Annotated in this window: 15 protein-coding genes and 1 pseudogene; 10 read left to right on the forward strand and 6 right to left on the reverse strand. The window is 69.1% G+C overall.

All coding sequences use genetic code 11. The features are described 5' to 3' along the window. Both ABZX67_RS30735 and nadA read right to left on the reverse strand, forming a co-directional pair. Positions 1-94, reverse strand: a pseudogene (locus ABZX67_RS30735) (amino acid ABC transporter permease); the annotation flags it as partial. Between the two features lie 31 nt (positions 95-125). Beyond that, complete coding sequence (nadA, locus tag ABZX67_RS30740) at positions 126-1,313, reverse strand: quinolinate synthase NadA (RefSeq protein WP_355367157.1); 1,188 nt, start codon at positions 1,311-1,313, stop codon at positions 126-128. A gap of 263 nt (positions 1,314-1,576) precedes the next feature. Between nadA and erpA the strand changes: the two genes are divergently transcribed. Beyond that, entirely contained in the window at positions 1,577-1,933 is a 357-nt protein-coding gene (gene erpA / locus ABZX67_RS30745; RefSeq protein ID WP_355367160.1) for an iron-sulfur cluster insertion protein ErpA, read from the forward strand. 66 nt (positions 1,934-1,999) lie between these two features. Here the strand turns inward: erpA and ABZX67_RS30750 are convergent, their stop codons facing one another. Next, positions 2,000-3,421 carry a hypothetical protein gene (locus tag ABZX67_RS30750; protein ID WP_355367163.1) on the reverse strand — a complete coding sequence of 474 codons (1,422 nt, stop codon included), beginning with the start codon at positions 3,419-3,421 and terminating at the stop codon, positions 2,000-2,002. Positions 3,422-3,529: 108 nt separating this feature from the next. After that, positions 3,530-3,754, reverse strand: coding sequence for a hypothetical protein (locus ABZX67_RS30755; RefSeq protein WP_355367166.1), 225 nt, complete (start codon positions 3,752-3,754; stop codon positions 3,530-3,532). A gap of 125 nt (positions 3,755-3,879) precedes the next feature. On the opposite strand from ABZX67_RS30755, the gene ABZX67_RS30760 reads away from it, so the two are divergent. Then, positions 3,880-4,854, forward strand: a complete 975-nt coding sequence (locus ABZX67_RS30760; RefSeq protein WP_355367169.1) for a carbohydrate kinase family protein — start codon at positions 3,880-3,882, stop codon at positions 4,852-4,854. An 18-nt stretch (positions 4,855-4,872) separates the two neighbouring features. On the opposite strand, the gene ABZX67_RS30765 is transcribed toward ABZX67_RS30760, so the two are convergent. After that, entirely contained in the window at positions 4,873-6,255 is a 1,383-nt protein-coding gene (locus ABZX67_RS30765) for an aminotransferase class V-fold PLP-dependent enzyme (protein ID WP_355367172.1), read from the reverse strand. A 227-nt stretch (positions 6,256-6,482) separates the two neighbouring features. Between ABZX67_RS30765 and coxB the strand changes: the two genes are divergently transcribed. The 4 genes from coxB to ABZX67_RS30785 all read left to right on the forward strand — a co-directional run bounded on the left by coxB (position 6,483) and on the right by ABZX67_RS30785 (position 10,976). Further along, positions 6,483-7,451 (forward strand): cytochrome c oxidase subunit II, encoded by a 969-nt coding sequence (gene coxB, locus ABZX67_RS30770; protein WP_355367175.1) that lies wholly within the window; start codon positions 6,483-6,485, stop codon positions 7,449-7,451. After that, positions 7,448-9,199 carry a cytochrome c oxidase subunit I gene (ctaD, locus tag ABZX67_RS30775; protein ID WP_355367178.1) on the forward strand — a complete coding sequence of 584 codons (1,752 nt, stop codon included), beginning with the start codon at positions 7,448-7,450 and terminating at the stop codon, positions 9,197-9,199. The genes coxB and ctaD overlap by 4 nt, the downstream gene beginning before the upstream one ends. Continuing rightward, positions 9,196-9,594 carry a cytochrome c oxidase subunit 4 gene (locus ABZX67_RS30780; RefSeq protein WP_355367181.1) on the forward strand — a complete coding sequence of 133 codons (399 nt, stop codon included), beginning with the start codon at positions 9,196-9,198 and terminating at the stop codon, positions 9,592-9,594. The genes ctaD and ABZX67_RS30780 overlap by 4 nt, the downstream gene beginning before the upstream one ends. Before the next feature lie 128 nt (positions 9,595-9,722). Then, entirely contained in the window at positions 9,723-10,976 is a 1,254-nt protein-coding gene (locus ABZX67_RS30785) for an Ig-like domain-containing protein (RefSeq protein WP_355367184.1), read from the forward strand. A gap of 150 nt (positions 10,977-11,126) precedes the next feature. Here the strand turns inward: ABZX67_RS30785 and ABZX67_RS30790 are convergent, their stop codons facing one another. Next, complete coding sequence (locus ABZX67_RS30790; RefSeq protein WP_355367187.1) at positions 11,127-11,528, reverse strand: hypothetical protein; 402 nt, start codon at positions 11,526-11,528, stop codon at positions 11,127-11,129. 175 nt (positions 11,529-11,703) lie between these two features. Here ABZX67_RS30790 and ABZX67_RS30795 point away from each other — a divergent pair, with 175 nt between their 5' ends. The 4 genes from ABZX67_RS30795 (at position 11,704) to ABZX67_RS30810 (ending at position 15,885) form a co-directional block, all read left to right on the forward strand. Beyond that, positions 11,704-12,324, forward strand: a complete 621-nt coding sequence (locus ABZX67_RS30795) for a heme-copper oxidase subunit III (RefSeq protein ID WP_355367190.1) — start codon at positions 11,704-11,706, stop codon at positions 12,322-12,324. 77 nt (positions 12,325-12,401) lie between these two features. Continuing rightward, positions 12,402-13,211, forward strand: a complete 810-nt coding sequence (locus tag ABZX67_RS30800) for a c-type cytochrome (RefSeq protein WP_355367193.1) — start codon at positions 12,402-12,404, stop codon at positions 13,209-13,211. Beyond that, positions 13,208-14,257 (forward strand): Rieske 2Fe-2S domain-containing protein, encoded by a 1,050-nt coding sequence (locus tag ABZX67_RS30805; RefSeq protein WP_355367196.1) that lies wholly within the window; start codon positions 13,208-13,210, stop codon positions 14,255-14,257. The genes ABZX67_RS30800 and ABZX67_RS30805 overlap by 4 nt, the downstream gene beginning before the upstream one ends. Further along, a complete protein-coding gene (locus tag ABZX67_RS30810; protein WP_355367199.1) occupies positions 14,254-15,885 on the forward strand; it encodes a cytochrome bc complex cytochrome b subunit in 1,632 nt (543 codons plus the stop codon). The genes ABZX67_RS30805 and ABZX67_RS30810 overlap by 4 nt, the downstream gene beginning before the upstream one ends. Positions 15,886-15,947: the final 62 nt, after the last annotated feature.

The raw sequence follows: 15,947 nt of genomic DNA on the forward strand, positions 1-15,947 counted from the left end.
CGATGAAGATGGAGCTCAGCGGCGGCAGCACGGTCCGGGTGGCCTGCGGCAGCACGATCATGCGGAGGGTCTGGCTGAACGTCATGCCGAGCGAGGGGCGCCCCTCACACGCGTACGGGGAAGCGCTACGGCAGCGCCAGCATCCGCTCCAGCGCCAGCTTGGCGAAGCTCTCGGTCTCGCGGTCCACCTGGATCTGGTTGACCAGCTTGCCCTCGGCGAGCGACTCCAGTGTCCACACCAGGTGCGGCAGGTCGATGCGGTTCATGGTCGAGCAGAAGCAGACCGTCTTGTCGAGGAAGACGATCTCCTTGCCCTCGTCGGCGAACCGGTTCGCCAGGCGCCGCACCAAGTTCAGCTCCGTACCGATGGCCCACTTGGACCCGGCCGGCGCCGCCTCCAGCGTCTTGATGATGTACTCGGTCGACCCGACGTAGTCCGCCGCGGCCACGACCTCGTGCTTGCACTCCGGGTGCACCAGCACGTTGACGCCGGGGATCCGCTCGCGCACGTCGTTCACGGAGTCCAGCGAGAAGCGCCCGTGCACCGAGCAGTGCCCGCGCCACAGGATCATCTTGGCGTCGCGCAGCTGCTCCGCGGTCAGCCCGCCACCGGGCTTGTGCGGGTTGTAGACGACGCAGTCGTCCAGCGACATGCCCATGTCCCGCACGGCGGTGTTGCGGCCCAGGTGCTGGTCGGGCAGGAAGAGCACCTTCTCGCCCTGCTCGAAGGCCCAGTCCAGGGCCCGCTTGGCGTTCGAGGAGGTGCAGATCGTGCCGCCGTGCTTGCCGGTGAAGGCCTTGATGTCGGCGGAGGAGTTCATGTACGAGACCGGCACGACCTGCTCGGCGATGCCCGCCTCCGTCAGCACGTCCCAGCACTCCGCGACCTGCTCGGCCGTCGCCATGTCGGCCATCGAGCAGCCGGCGGCCAGGTCGGGGAGCACGACCTTCTGGTCGTCGGTCGTCAGGATGTCCGCCGACTCGGCCATGAAGTGCACACCGCAGAAGACGATGTATTCGGCCTCCGGCCGCGCCGCCGCGTCCCGGGCGAGCTTGAACGAGTCCCCGGTGACGTCGGCGAACTGGATGACCTCGTCGCGCTGGTAGTGGTGCCCCAGCACGAAGACCTTCTTCCCCAGCTTCTCCTTGGCCGCGCGGGCGCGCTCCACGAGGTCCGGGTCGGACGGCGATGGCAGGTCGCCGGGGCACTCGACGCCCCGCTCGCTCTTGGGGTCGGCCTCGCGGCCGAGCAGCAGCAGGGCGAGCGGCGTCGGCTGGACATCCAGGGGCTGGGCGGTGGTCACGTCACGCACCCTTTCTTCTCTTCGGTAAGCCCGGCGAAGGAGCCTTTTCGTCTAAATGACGCTATCTATCATAACCGGTTCACGTCACTTTGACGATGTCCATAGTGTCGATGTGACACATGCCCCGTCCGCGCGTCGGCGCTTGCCCGACGTGCGTGCGCGCGCGTGTGCGAGCATGAAGGGGAAACACGCACTCGGCCCGGAATGAATCCGCGGCCCCGCCGGTTGCAACCGTCGGCAAGCAGTCTCCGTACACACCGGGAGAGAAGCAGATGTCCGTATCGGACGAGAAGACCACTGTCAGCGACGGCATCCTCCTGACGGACGCCGCGGCGGCCAAGGTCAAGGCCCTGCTGGACCAGGAAGGCCGCGACGACCTGGCGCTGCGCGTCGCCGTTCAGCCCGGCGGCTGCTCCGGCCTGCGCTACCAGCTCTTCTTCGACGAGCGCTCGCTCGACGGTGACGTCGTCAAGGACTTCGACGGCGTCAAGGTCGTCACCGACCGCATGAGCGCTCCGTACCTGGGCGGTGCGTCGATCGACTTCGTCGACACCATCGAGAAGCAGGGCTTCACCATCGACAACCCGAACGCCACGGGCTCCTGCGCCTGCGGCGACTCGTTCAGCTAAGCCCGTACGAAGCCCGTACGACGAAGGCGGCACCCCCTCGGGGGTGCCGCCTTCGTCGTGTCCGGGTTACTTCCGCGGCACCGCCTCGCCCGACGCCGCGTCCACGACCCGCCGCTCGCCCAGCGGCCGGTCCAGCGACACGGTGACGGTCTGCTCCTGCGCCATGGCGATGCAGTACCGCTCAGGCCGCGCCGGCGACTCGACCACCGTCACCTTCACCAGCGCGTCGCTCTCCTCGGCCTTGGCCGTGTAGGTGCTGCACACGCCGCCCCAGAAGGTGACGGTCAGGGTCCGCCCGCTGCCGTCCGTCCGGTACGACTCGACCTGCCGAGCGGACTGCTCGGGGACCGCGGGCTGCGTCGGGGAGGGCTTCGGCGCGGGCGCCAGGTGCTGGGGAGCCACCGCCGGGTAGGTGATCGTGAAGGGCCGCGCGTCGCCCTTCGGCTCCACCTCGAACAGCCACGACGGCACCAGCGCCGGCCGCCCCTCCACGGTGTGCGCGGCCAGCCCGAAGACGGCCTTGCCGATCGTCACGGTCTCCTTGGCGGGCTTTTGCTCCGGCGCGCAGCCGACCTCGGGGGCCGCCTTCGGCTCGCCCTCCAGCGGCGCGGGCGTCGCGCACCCGCCGATGCCGACGCCCCCCTCATCCGAGGAGCCGGAGTTCAGCAGCTTCAGTGCCTCCTCCGCGCCGATCACCGGGTACTCGTCCCCCTCGACCGGCTCCTTCAGCCGCCCGCTGCCGCCCACGACCTGCCCGTCCGGACCGACCTGGATACCGGTGGTCCAGCCGTACGTCGGCAGCCCCCCGACGACCGGATCGGCGTTGACGACCCGTACCGCACCCATCAGCTGGCCGGCGTCCAGCTTGGCGTCGTCCTGCCCCAGCGCCTTGAGCACCGGAGCTGCGGCCTTCTTGGCGGCGTCCTCGCCCACCGGGTCCCCGCCCCAGGCCGTCTGCCCGCCCGACGGGCAGCTCGGGCCCTTGCGGCAGTCGTCACCCGCCGGCGCCGCGCCGAAGGACCAGGTCCCCGGCGCCTCCTTCTCCACCTGGAGCACCGCCCCCGAGCCGTCCTTGTCGGGGCCGACCTTCCACGCCGTACCGTCGGGGCGCGGCGCCCCCGACACGCCCAGGGCGCCGGCCAGCCGCGCCACCTCGTCCGCGCCGACCGTGCCCCGGGCCCGGTGGACGCGGGCCGTGTCCGGCCCGTCCGGCAGCGGCCCGCCGGCCCGGTAGACCACGCCGTTCGGGTCCGGCTCGCCGGGCGCGATCCCCGGCCCCGACCCCTCGGTGTGCCCGTCCAGCGCCAGCGGCGGCGGCGCCGTCCGGCCGGCCCCCGGCGCGGCACGCCCGCCGTCCGACGCGCTCGTGGCGAAGTACGCCCCACCGCCCCCGGCGAGCAGCACCGCCGCCGCCACCGAGGCGACGACCAGCGGCGAACGCCCGCGGCGCGGGGTGTCCTGCGTGGGCTCGGGTTCCGTACTGCTCACCGCAACGCTCCTTCGTCCGTCGTACTCCCTTTACGGAAGACACCCATGGGACGGAACGGAGGAGCGCCCGGTTCCACGAGACGGCCGGCCGGACCCGACGCCCGGGGATCAGGCGCCGTACTCCGCCGCCGCCTCCATCAGCCGGGCGGACGCGGGCGGCACCACCACCCCGTGGATCAGCGACGGCGACACCGGGCCGGGCGAGGGAGCGTCCTCCGCCGGCACCACCCAGTGCGGCGCCATGCGCGCGCTGTCGCCGCGCAGCTCGGCGAGGCCGAACTCCAGGCCCATGTCGGACTCCCCCCGGTCGAATGGAGTGATGTAGTCGGTCATATCGGCACCGTACGCAGCCGCACCCGACCGAAAAAGACCTACTATCGGGTAGTTTCCGCATGTCGGCAGCGCCGTGACCGGGTAGCGTTAACCGTCAACTCCACCTTCCTCAGGAGCGCCCAGCCGTGCGTATCGCAGTCACCGGCTCCATCGCCACCGACCACCTGATGACCTTCCCCGGCCGATTCGCCGACCAGTTGGTCGCCGATCAGCTGCACACGGTCTCCCTTTCCTTCCTGGTCGACAACCTCGACATCCGCAGGGGAGGCGTCGGCGCCAACATCTGTTTCGGCATGGGGCAGCTGGGCGCCCAGCCGATCCTGGTCGGCGCTGCCGGCTACGACTTCGACGAGTACCGCGCCTGGCTCGACCGGCACGGCGTCGACACCGGCTCCGTACGGATCTCCGAGGTCCTGCACACCGCGCGCTTCGTCTGCACCACCGACGCCGACCACAACCAGATCGGCTCCTTCTACACCGGCGCCATGAGCGAGGCCCGCCAGATCGAGCTCCAGGCGGTGGCGGACCGCGTCGGCGGCCTCGACCTCGTCCTGATCGGCGCGGACGACCCCGAGGCGATGCTGCGCCACACCGAGGAGTGCCGCTCGCGCGGCATCCCGTTCGCGGCGGACTTCTCGCAGCAGATCGCCCGCATGGACGGCGACGAGATCCGGATCCTGCTGGACGGGGCGACGTACCTCTTCTCCAACGAGTACGAGAAGGGGCTCATCGAGTCCAAGACCGGCTGGACGGCCGAGGGGATCCTCGACCGCGTCGGCCACCGCGTCACCACGCTCGGCTCCCGCGGCGTCCGCATCGAGCGGGCCGGCGAGCCGGCCATCGAGGTCGGCTGCCCGGAGGAGGAGGCCAAGGTCGACCCGACGGGCGTCGGCGACGCCTTCCGGGCCGGCTTCCTGTCTGGCCTGTCCTGGGGCGTCAGCCTGGAGCGCGCCGCCCAGGTCGGCTGCATGCTGGCCACCCTGGTGATCGAGACGCTCGGCACCCAGGAGTACACGCTGCGCCGGGCCCACTTCATGGAGCGCTTCACCAAGGCGTACGGCGACGACGCGGCGGCGGAGGTCCACAAGCACCTCGCCTGAGGCCCGGCCGCCCGGCCGTCAGGCCGTGCGGCGCACCTCGTACGCGCTGCCGCGTTCCGCCGGCCGCTCGCCCACGTACTCCTGGCCCCGCATCTCGCACCACGCCGGGATGTCCAGGCGGGCGGCCTCGTCGTCGCTGAGGACCGTCACGGTGGCGCCGACCGGTACGTCGCCGATCACCTTCGCCAGCTCGATCACCGGGATCGGGCACCGCTTGCCGAGCGCGTCGACGACGAGGTCCCCGGCCCCGGCCGCCGGCGCGGGGGAGGACGCCGGGGCGCCGAAGCGCTCCCGCACCCCCGCCACCGCTCCCGGCAGCACCTCCAGGAACCGCTCGACGTCCGCCTCCTGCGCGCCGAAGGGCAGCGAGATCCGTACGTTGCCCTCCGACAGCACGCCCATCGCGCGCAGCACATGGCTGGGCGTCAGCGTCGAGCTCGTACACGACGATCCGGACGACACCGAGAAGCCCGCGCGGTCCAGCTCGTGCAGCAGGGTCTCCCCGTCGACATAGAGACACGAGAAGGTGACGAGGTGCGGCAGCCGCCGCACCGGGTCGCCGACCACCTCCACGTCCGGCACCGACTCCGCCACCCGGGCCCGGATCCGCTCCACCAGCCCCCGCAGCCGCGCCGCCTCCGCGTCCGCCTCGGCCCGTACGGCCCGCAGCGACGCCGCCGCGGCGACGATCGCCGGGAGGTTCTCGAACCCGGCGGCCCGCCCCGACTCGCGCTCGTCCGCCGGTCCTTGGGCGGCGAACCGCACGCCCTTGCGGACCACGAGCAGCCCCACCCCCGCCGGGCCGCCCCACTTGTGGGCACTCGCCGTCAGCAGCGACCAGTCACCGGCGACCGGACCCCAGCCCAGCGACTGGGCCGCGTCCACCAGCAGCGGCACCCCGGCTGCCCGGCACGCCTCGGCCACCTCGGCCACGGGCTGTTCGGTGCCCACCTCGTGGTTGGCCGACTGGAGGCACGCGAGGGCGGTGTCGGCGCGCAGGGCGGCGGCGTACGCGGCCGGGTCGACCCGCCCGCCCCGGCCCACCGGCACCTCCGTCACCGTGCCGCCGTCCGCCTCGTGGGCCGCCGCCGAATGGAGCACCGAGGAGTGCTCGACCGCCGACACGACCAGGTGCCGCCCGACCCGCCGGCGCCCGGCGAGCGCCCCGGCAACTCCGGAGTGCACCGCGCGTGTCCCCGAAGGGGTGAAGACGAGCTCGTCGGGCCGGCACCCCACGGCCTCCGCCGCGGCCTCCCGCGCCGCGTCCAGCAGCATCCGCGCCCGCCGCCCCTCCCGGTACAGCCGCGAAGGATCGGCCCACCCCTCGTCGAGCGCCGCGAGCAGGGCCTGCCGGGCAACGGGGTGGAGGGGAGCGGACGAAGCGGAATCGAAGTAGGCCACGCCCCCACGCTAACTCCGGCACCCTCCGGGGAGCCCCGGAGGCCAAGCGCGCCCTCAAAAGAGGGGCCCGGCGGTGTGTTGGGCACCCTCCCCGCGCGACCCCAAATAGCGTCCAGTAGGGTTTGGTCCGCATAAACATCCAAACCCCTGCCCGCGTCAGGGCCGGCGACCGACCAGCGAGACGGCCGCAGCCGACCGCGCGGGCGAGACTCTCGGGAAGGCGCTACGTGAGTCCCAACGGCTCCGACCGCTCGTCGCGGCGCCCGATGCGGCGGAAGCTGCCGCAGGTGCTGACTGCGGGCCTGATCCTGGCTACCGCCTCCGGTTGCTCGTACAACTGGGAGGACTTCCCCCGCCTTGGTATGCCCACCCCGGTGACGGAGGAGGCTCCGCGGATCCTCTCCCTCTGGCAGGGCTCGTGGGCGGCTGCGCTCGCCACGGGCGTGCTGGTCTGGGGCCTGATCCTGTGGAGCGTCATCTTCCACCGGCGCAGCCGCACCAAGGTCGAGGTTCCTCCGCAGACCCGGTACAACATGCCCATCGAGGCGCTGTACACGGTGACCCCGCTCATCATCGTCTCGGTGCTCTTCTACTTCACCGCGCGCGATGAGTCGAAGCTCCTTGAGCACTCCAAGAACCCGACGCACACCATCAACGTGGTGGGCTACCAGTGGAGCTGGGGCTTCAACTACGTCGAGAACGTCGACGGCAAGGCCGACACGGACGCCAAGTCCTCCAAGGAACTCGGTGCCATTCCGGATCGGTACCAGAACCAGTTCCCGGCGGGTGCCGAGGGCGTCTACGACTACGGCATCCCCGGTACCCGGAACCCGCAGAACGGGAACCCGGGTCCGACGCTGTGGCTGCCGAAGGGCGAGAAGGTCCGGTTCATCCTGACCTCTCGCGACGTGATCCACTCCTTCTGGGTGCTCCCCTTCCTGTTCAAGCAGGACGTCATCCCGGGCCACACCAATGTCTTCGAGGTGACCGCCACCCAGGAGGGCACCTTCAGGGGCAAGTGCGCCGAGCTCTGCGGCGTCGACCACTCCCGGATGCTGTTCAACGTCAAGGTGGTCTCCCCGGAGCGCTACCAGCAGCACCTGAAGGAGCTGGCCGAGAAGGGGCAGACCGGCTTCATCCCGTCGGGCATTGAGCAGACGGACCCGGCCAGGAACTCGGAGACCAACCAACTGTGAGCATCCTCAACGAACCTCAGGGTGCCGCCACGGCAGCCGACGGCTCGGTGAACGAGCCGTATGAGAACGAGCACCCCGTGCGGCGCAGGCGGCCCGGCAATGTCGTCGTCAAGTGGCTGACCACCACGGACCACAAGACGATCGGCACGCTCTACCTGGTCACGTCGTTCTTCTTCTTCTGCATCGGCGGTCTGCTGGCGCTCTTCATGCGCGCCGAGCTGGCCCGTCCGGGTACGCAGATCATGTCGAACGAGCAGTTCAACCAGGCGTTCACGATGCACGGCACGATCATGCTGCTGATGTTCGCGACGCCGCTGTTCGCCGGATTCGCCAACTGGATCATGCCGCTGCAGATCGGCGCGCCCGACGTGGCGTTCCCGCGGCTGAACATGTTCGCCTACTGGCTGTACCTGTTCGGCTCGCTCATCGCGGTGGCCGGCTTCCTCACCCCGCAGGGTGCCGCCGACTTCGGCTGGTTCGCCTACACCCCGCTGTCGGACGCGGTCCGCTCGCCGGGCGTCGGCGCCGACATGTGGATCATGGGTCTGGCCTTCTCCGGCTTCGGCACGATCCTCGGCTCGGTCAACTTCATCACCACGATCATCTGCATGCGCGCCCCGGGCATGACGATGTTCCGCATGCCGATCTTCACCTGGAACGTGCTGCTGACCGGTGTGCTGGTCCTGCTCGCCTTCCCGGTGCTCGCCGCCGCGCTCTTCGCGCTGGAGGCGGACCGCAAGTTCGGTGCGCACATCTTCGACCCGACCAACGGCGGCGCGCTGCTGTGGCAGCACCTCTTCTGGTTCTTCGGTCACCCAGAGGTGTACATCATCGCCCTGCCGTTCTTCGGCATCGTCTCGGAGATCATCCCGGTCTTCAGCCGCAAGCCGATGTTCGGTTACATCGGTCTGATCGCGGCGACCATCGCGATCGCCGGTCTGTCCGTGACGGTGTGGGCGCACCACATGTACGTCACCGGCGGTGTGCTGCTGCCGTTCTTCTCCTTCATGACCTTCCTGATCGCGGTCCCGACCGGTGTGAAGTTCTTCAACTGGATCGGCACCATGTGGAAGGGCTCGCTCTCCTTCGAGACGCCGATGCTGTGGACGATCGGCTTCCTGATCACCTTCACCTTCGGTGGTCTGACCGGTGTCATCCTGGCCTCGCCGCCGATGGACTTCCACGTCTCGGACTCGTACTTCGTCGTCGCGCACTTCCACTACGTCGTCTTCGGCACCGTGGTCTTCGCGATGTTCGCCGGCTTCCACTTCTGGTGGCCGAAGTTCACGGGCAAGATGCTGGACGAGCGGCTCGGCAAGATCACCTTCTGGACGCTGTTCATCGGCTTCCACGGCACGTTCCTGGTGCAGCACTGGCTGGGTGCCGAGGGCATGCCGCGCCGTTACGCGGACTACCTCGCCGCCGACGGCTTCACCGCGCTGAACACGATCTCCACGATCGCGTCCTTCCTGCTCGGCCTGTCGATCCTGCCGTTCTTCTACAACGTCTGGAAGACGGCCAAGTACGGCAAGCCGGTCGGCGTCGACGACCCGTGGGGCTACGGCCGCTCCCTGGAGTGGGCGACCTCCTGCCCGCCGCCGCGGCACAACTTCCTCACGCTGCCGCGCATCCGTTCCGAATCCCCGGCCTTCGACCTGCATCACCCTGAGATCGCGGCGCTCGGCCAGCTCGAGAACCACGGGCAGAAGGACACCGCGCTGTTCGGTGGCAAGGAGGTCGGCAAGTGAAGATCCAGGGCAAGATTTTCATCTGGCTGAGCGTCTTCATCCTCGCCATGGCCATCGTGTACGGCCTGTGGTCGAAGGAGCCGGCCGGTACGACGGCGCTGTTCCTGGCCTTCGGCCTGGCGGTCATGATCGGCTACTACCTGGCCTTCACGGCCCGGCGCGTGGACGCCATGGCGCAGGACGACAAGGAGGCCGACGTCGCGGACGAGGCCGGTGAGGTCGGCTTCTTCTCGCCGCACAGCTGGCAGCCGCTCTCCCTGGCCATCGGTGGCGCCCTCGCCTTCCTGGGCGTCGCCCTCGGCTGGTGGCTGCTGTACTTCTCCCTGCCGCTGATCCTGATCGGCATCTGGGGCTGGGTGTTCGAGTACTACCGGGGCGAGAACCAGAACCAGTAGCTCCACGGCTTCGCGGTTCGCTCCAGCGCTTCACCGGGGACCCGGTGACCTCCACAGGGAGGTCACCGGGTCCCTCTTTTGGTTGCATCCCGCGTGCCGCGGTCGACAGCTCTTCCTACGGTGTGCTCATGAGCCACACGAGCCGCTTGCGCACCGCCATAAGCTGCACTCTGCTGGTCGCCGTCACCGGAGCGAGCGCGACCGCGTGCGGTGGCCCCGAGGGCCACCCCCTCGCCGCGGAGCCGTACGACGCGGCTCAGCAGATCACCTTCAACGGCCCCTCCGGCAACCGCAAGGCTCCGCTGGACAAGCCGCTCGAAGTCACCGCCAAGGCGGAGGACGGCCGCATCACGGACGTCACGGCCCGCGACGAGGCCGGCCACTACCTGGCGGGCGAGCTCTCCGCGGACGGCAGCCGCTGGCGCTCCACGGGGTCGCTGACGGCCGGCGCCCGCTACACCGTCAAGGTCGCCACGGAGGACCGCGACGGCGCTCCTGGCGCCCGTACGCTGACATTCGAGACGGCCCCCGCCAAGAAGGTCCTGAACGTGCGATTCGGCCCGCAGGCGGGCACGTACGGCGTCGGACAGCCCATCACGGCGGAGCTGAACGTCCCCGTACGGTCCCGGGCGGGCCGCGCCGCCGTCGAACGCTCCCTGAAGGTCCGCTCCACCCCGGCCGTCGAGGGCTCCTGGTACTGGGTGGACGACAAGAAACTGCACTTCCGCCCCAAGGACTTCTGGCCCGCGGGCGCGTCCGTCACCGCCACCGGCAAGCTCACCGGCGTACGGATAGACGGCGACCTGTACGGCGGGCCCGTCAAGCCCCTGAGCCTGACCATCGGTGACCGCGTCGAGGCCATCACCGACGCTGCGTCCCACCAGATGACGGTCAAGCGCAACGGGCAAGTGATCAACACCATTCCGGTGACCACCGGCAAACCGGGCTTCGCCACCCGCAACGGCATCAAAGTGGTGCTCGGCAAGGAGCAGTTCGTCCGGATGCGGTCCACCACCGTCGGCATCGCCGCGGGCAGCAGCGAGTCCTACGACCTGCCCGTCTACTGGGCCACCCGGGTGACCTGGAGCGGGGAGTACGTCCACGCGGCGCCCTGGTCCGCCGGGTCGCACGGCTTCGCCAACGTCAGCCACGGCTGCACGGGCATGTCCACCAGCAATGCCGCCTGGTTCTTCAAAACCGTCCGTCCGGGGGACATCGTCGCCGTCGTCAACAGCGGCGGAAGCCCGATGGACCCCTTCGGCAACGGCTTCGGCGACTGGAACATCCCCTGGGACAAGTGGCGCACGGGCAGCGCCCTCGTGGACGCCGCCCGCCCGGGCGTCAACCCCGCCGACGCGGCACGCGTCCGGCCCCATTTTTGAGGGCTCGGTTCACCTCCGGGGCGCCTAAGACGGTGCCGACGGTCGATCGTGCTCGGGTCGCTCGTTCCTCACGACCCTCCGCGCGTTCTCCCTTTCGACACCGCCGCGCCCCTTCGGCTCACTCGCCCACAGCGCTCCGAGCGCGGCCTCTCACGCCTCCACGGACAGCCTGCTGCGCAGCAGCGCGGCCAGGGAGTCGGCCAGCTCCACCGGGTCCACCGGCAGCGTCACCGCCGCGTCGGCGCGGCTCCAGGTGGCCAGCCAGGCGTCCTGCGGGCGGCCGATGAGCAGCAGCACCGGCGGGCAGCGGAAGACCTCGTCCTTGATCTGGCGGCACACCCCCATGCCCCCGGCGGGAGCCGCCTCGCCGTCCAGGACGCAGACGTCGATCCCGCCCTGGTCCAGCCGCTCCAGCACGGCCGGAAGCGTCGCGCACTCGACGTACTCGACCGGCGGAACGTCGGCCGCGGGCCTGCGCCCGGTCGCCAGCCGCACCTGCGCGCGGGTGTTGGCGTCGTCGCTGTAGACCAGGACGGTGGCGCTCGACTGCATTGTTCCTCCGAGTACGTCGGCGGCAAGGGCAGGTAGGCAGGTACCGATGGGCCGGATGCTACTCCTCCCCACACCGCGTCCACACCGGTTCGCATGGGCCGTTCGGGCTGGACGGAGCGCATCAACACACCGAACGGCACCCCCCGGAGTGAGGGCGGGATAAGCGACCGACATAATGTCGGTCGTGGCGACAGCAACGACAGTAGAAACCGGGCACGCGCACCCGTCGGTCAATCGGCCGAACCTCACCAGCGTCGGAACCATCATCTGGTTGAGTTCCGAGCTGATGTTCTTCGCGGCCCTCTTCGCGATGTACTTCACCCTTCGTTCGGTGATGGGTGCCGAGTTCTGGTCCCAGCAGGCGGGACACCTGAACTTCCCGTTCTCGGCGACCAACACCACGATCCTGGTGCTCTCCTCCCTCACCTGTCAGCTCGGCGTGTTCGCCGCCGAGCGGGGCGACGTGAAGAAGCTCCGGACGTGGTTCATCATCACGTTCGTCATGGGTGCGATCTTCATCGGCGGCCAGGTCTTCGAGTACACCGAGCTGGTCAAGGACGCGGGTCTCTCGCTCTCGTCCGACCCGTACGGCTCCGTGTTCTACATGACGACCGGCTTCCACGGACTGCACGTGACGGGCGGCCTGATCGCCTTCCTGCTGGTCCTCGGCCGGACGTACGCGGCGAAGAGATTCACCCATGAGCAGGCAACCGCCGCCATCGTCGTGTCCTACTACTGGCACTTCGTCGATGTCGTCTGGATCGGCCTCTTCGCCACGATCTACATGATCAAGTAATCGGGCCCCGTACCTCAGGTACGCCCGAACACATCCAGCAAGCATCGACGCAGAAGATCCTGACACCGGGGTAATCCGTGAAAAAGCTCTCCGCACGACGACGCCATCCGCTGGCGGCGGTCGTCGTCCTACTTCTCGCGCTGGCGGCCACTGGGGGGCTGTACGCCGCGTTCGCACCCGCGGACAAGGCGCAGGCCGACGAAACCGCCCAGTCACTCGCCATCGAGGAGGGCAAGAAGCTCTACTCCGTCGGCTGTGCCAGCTGCCACGGAACCGGCGGTCAGGGCACCTCCGACGGGCCGAGCCTGGTCGGCGTCGGCTCCGCCGCCGTGGACTTCCAGGTCGGCACCGGCCGCATGCCGGCGCAGCAGCCCGGCGCCCAGGTGCCGGAGAAGAAGAAGATCTACTCGCAGGCGCAGATCGACCAGCTCGCCGCGTACGTCGCGTCCCTGGGCCCCGGTCCGGTCACGCCGGCCGAGAAGCAGTACAGCCCCGACGGGGCGAACATCGCCCGCGGTGGTGACCTGTTCCGCACGAACTGTGCGCAGTGCCACAACTTCACCGGCGAGGGTGGTGCGCTCACCAAGGGCAAGTGGGCGCCCAGCCTCGAGGACGTGAGCGAGAAGCACATCTACGAGGCCATGCAGACCGGCCCGCAGAACATGCCGTCCTTCCCCGACACGACCATGCCGGAGAAGGAGAAGAAGGACATCATCGCGTACATCAAGACCGTGAACGGTGACGAGACCCCGACTCCCGGCGGCTTCGCGCTGGGCGGTCTGGGACCGGTCAGCGAGGGCCTGTTCGGCTGGATCTTCGGTCTGGGTTCGCTGATCGCTGTTGCCGTCTGGGTCGCGGCCCACACCGCTAAGGCCAAGAAGTCATGAGTAGCCAAGACATTTCCGAAGAGAGCCTGCCGCACAAGCAGGACACCGCGCACGGCACGGCGGTAGCCGAGAACCCGTTCGCCGACCCGGGGCTGCCGCCCCACAAGCCGCGCATCCAGGACATCGACGAGCGGGCCGCCAAGCGGTCCGAGCGCACGGTCGCCCTGCTGTTCACGCTGTCGATGCTGGCCACGATCGGCTTCATCGCCTCGTTCGTGATCTTCCCGGTCGACAAGATCGTGTACGTCTGGCCGCTCGGCCACGTCAGCGCGACCAACCTGTCGCTCGGCCTGACGCTCGGCATCGCGCTCTTCTGCATCGGCGCGGGCGCGGTCCACTGGGCCCGCACCCTGATGTCCGACCACGAGGTCGCCGACGACCGTCACCCGATCGAGGCCGAGCCCGAGGTCAAGGCCAAGGTCCTGGCCGACTTCGCGGACGGCGCGCGGGAGTCCGCGATCGGCCGCCGCCCGCTGATCCGCAACACGATGCTCGGCGCGCTGGCCATGGTGCCGCTCTCCGGCGTGGTGCTGCTGCGCGAGCTGGGCCCGATGCCCGAGAAGAAGCTGTTCCACACGTCGTGGGCCAAGGGCAAGCAGCTCATCAACATGAACACGAACGAGCCGCTGCGTCCCGAGGACGTCGCGGTGGGTTCGCTGACCTTCGCCAAGCCCGAGGGCCTGGAGGAGCACGACCACGAGTTCAACACGAAGATCGCCAAGGACGCCTTGATGATCGTCCGGATCCAGCCGGAGGACATCAAGGACAAGCGCGAGCTCGAGTGGTCGCACGAGGGCATCGTGGCCTTCTCCAAGATCTGCACCCACGTGGGCTGCCCGATCTCCCTGTACGAGCAGCAGACCCACCACGTCCTCTGCCCGTGCCACCAGTCCACCTTCGACCTCTCCGACGGCGCCCGCGTCATCTTCGGCCCGGCCGGTCACGCCCTTCCGCAGCTGCGGATCGGCGTCAATGACGAGGGCTTCCTCGAGGCGCTCGGCGACTTCGAGGAGCCCGTCGGTCCTGCATTCTGGGAGCGCGGATGAGCACCACGACCGCAACAGACGCACAGCGGAAGGCGCCCGCCGGCGAGCGGGTGGCCGACTGGGCCGACGGCCGTCTGGGGATCTACTCCCTGGCCAAGGCCAACATGCGGAAGATCTTCCCGGACCACTGGTCCTTCATGCTGGGTGAGATCTGCCTCTACAGCTTCATCATCATCATCCTCACGGGTGTGTACCTGACGCTGTTCTTCCACCCGAGCATGAACGAGATCGAGTACCACGGCTCGTACGTGCCGATGCAGGGCATCCGCATGACCGAGGCGTACGCCTCGACCCTGGACATCAGCTTCGACGTCCGCGGTGGTCTGCTCATCCGGCAGATCCACCACTGGGCAGCGGTGGTCTTCCTCGCCGGCATGTTCGTGCACATGATGCGCGTCTTCTTCACCGGCGCGTTCCGCAAGCCGCGTGAGATCAACTGGCTGTTCGGCTTCCTGCTGTTCGTCCTCGGCATGTTCACCGGTTTCACCGGTTACTCGCTCCCGGACGACCTGCTCTCCGGCACCGGTGTCCGCTTCACGCAGGGCGCGATCCTGTCCACGCCGATCGTCGGCACGTACATCTCGATGTTCCTGTTCGGCGGGGAGTTCCCGGGCCACGACATCATCGCCCGGTTCTACTCGATCCACATCCTGCTGCTGCCGGGCATCATGCTCGGCCTCGTGGTGGCGCACCTGATCCTGGTCTTCTACCACAAGCACACGCAGTTCCCCGGCCCCGGCCGGACGAACAAGAACGTCGTCGGCATGCCGCTGCTGCCGGTGTACATGGCCAAGGCCGGAGGCTTCTTCTTCCTGGTCTTCGGTGTCATCTCGGTCATCGCCGCGCTGTTCACGATCAACCCGATCTGGGCGCTCGGCCCGTACCGCCCGGACCAGGTGTCCACCGGCGCCCAGCCCGACTGGTACATGGGCTTCGCCGAGGGTCTCGTCCGCGTCATGCCGGGCTGGGAGATCAACCTGTGGGGCCACACGCTCGTCCTGGGCGTGTTCGTCCCGCTGGTCGTCTTCGGCATCATGCTCGCCGCGATCGCGCTGTACCCGTTCATCGAGTCGTGGATCACCGGTGACAAGCGCGAGCACCACCTGCTGGACCGGCCGCGCAACGCGCCGACCCGGACCGCGCTCGGTGTCGCCTGGGTGACCGCGTACATGGTCATGCTGATCGGTGGTGGCAACGACATCTTCGCCACCCACTTCCACATGTCGATCAACGCGATCACCTGGTTCGTCCGGATCGCCTTCTTCGCGGCCCCGGTCGTCGCCTTCGTCGTCACCAAGCGGATCTGCCTGGGTCTGCAGCGGCGCGACAAGGACAAGGTGCTGCACGGCCGGGAGACCGGCATCATCAAGCGCCTGCCGCACGGCGAGTTCGTCGAGATCCACGAGCCCCTCAGCCAGGCCCAGCTGCACGCGCTCACCGCGCACGAGCAGTACACGCCGGCCGAGATCGGCCCGGTGGTCGACGAGAACGGCGTCGAGCGCAAGCCGACCCGCACGGAGAAGCTCCGCGCCAAGCTCAGCAAGGGCTACTTCGGCGACGGCAACCAGATCCCGAAGGCCAGCGTGGAGGAGTACAAGGAGATCGCCAGTGGCCACGGCCACCACTGATCGACCGGCACTCGCCGCCTGACCTCACGGTCGCCACACCGCACAGAGCCCCGTCCATTCAC

This window comes from Streptomyces sp. NPDC003036 (genome assembly GCF_040611175.1).
GTDB lineage: Bacteria > Actinomycetota > Actinomycetes > Streptomycetales > Streptomycetaceae > Streptomyces.

Bases quoted from the DNA above. Each gene is read 5' to 3' on its own strand.
- erpA (WP_355367160.1), top strand. From the start codon at position 1,577: ATGTCCGTATCGGACGAGAAGACCACTGTCAGCGACGGCATCCTCCTG.
- ABZX67_RS30755 (WP_355367166.1), bottom strand. From the start codon at position 3,754: ATGACCGACTACATCACTCCATTCGACCGGGGGGAGTCCGACATGGGC.
- ABZX67_RS30785 (WP_355367184.1), top strand. From the start codon at position 9,723: ATGAGCCACACGAGCCGCTTGCGCACCGCCATAAGCTGCACTCTGCTG.
- ABZX67_RS30790 (WP_355367187.1), bottom strand. From the start codon at position 11,528: ATGCAGTCGAGCGCCACCGTCCTGGTCTACAGCGACGACGCCAACACC.
- ABZX67_RS30795 (WP_355367190.1), top strand. From the start codon at position 11,704: ATGTCGGTCGTGGCGACAGCAACGACAGTAGAAACCGGGCACGCGCAC.
- ABZX67_RS30805 (WP_355367196.1), top strand. From the start codon at position 13,208: ATGAGTAGCCAAGACATTTCCGAAGAGAGCCTGCCGCACAAGCAGGAC.
- ABZX67_RS30810 (WP_355367199.1), top strand. From the start codon at position 14,254: ATGAGCACCACGACCGCAACAGACGCACAGCGGAAGGCGCCCGCCGGC.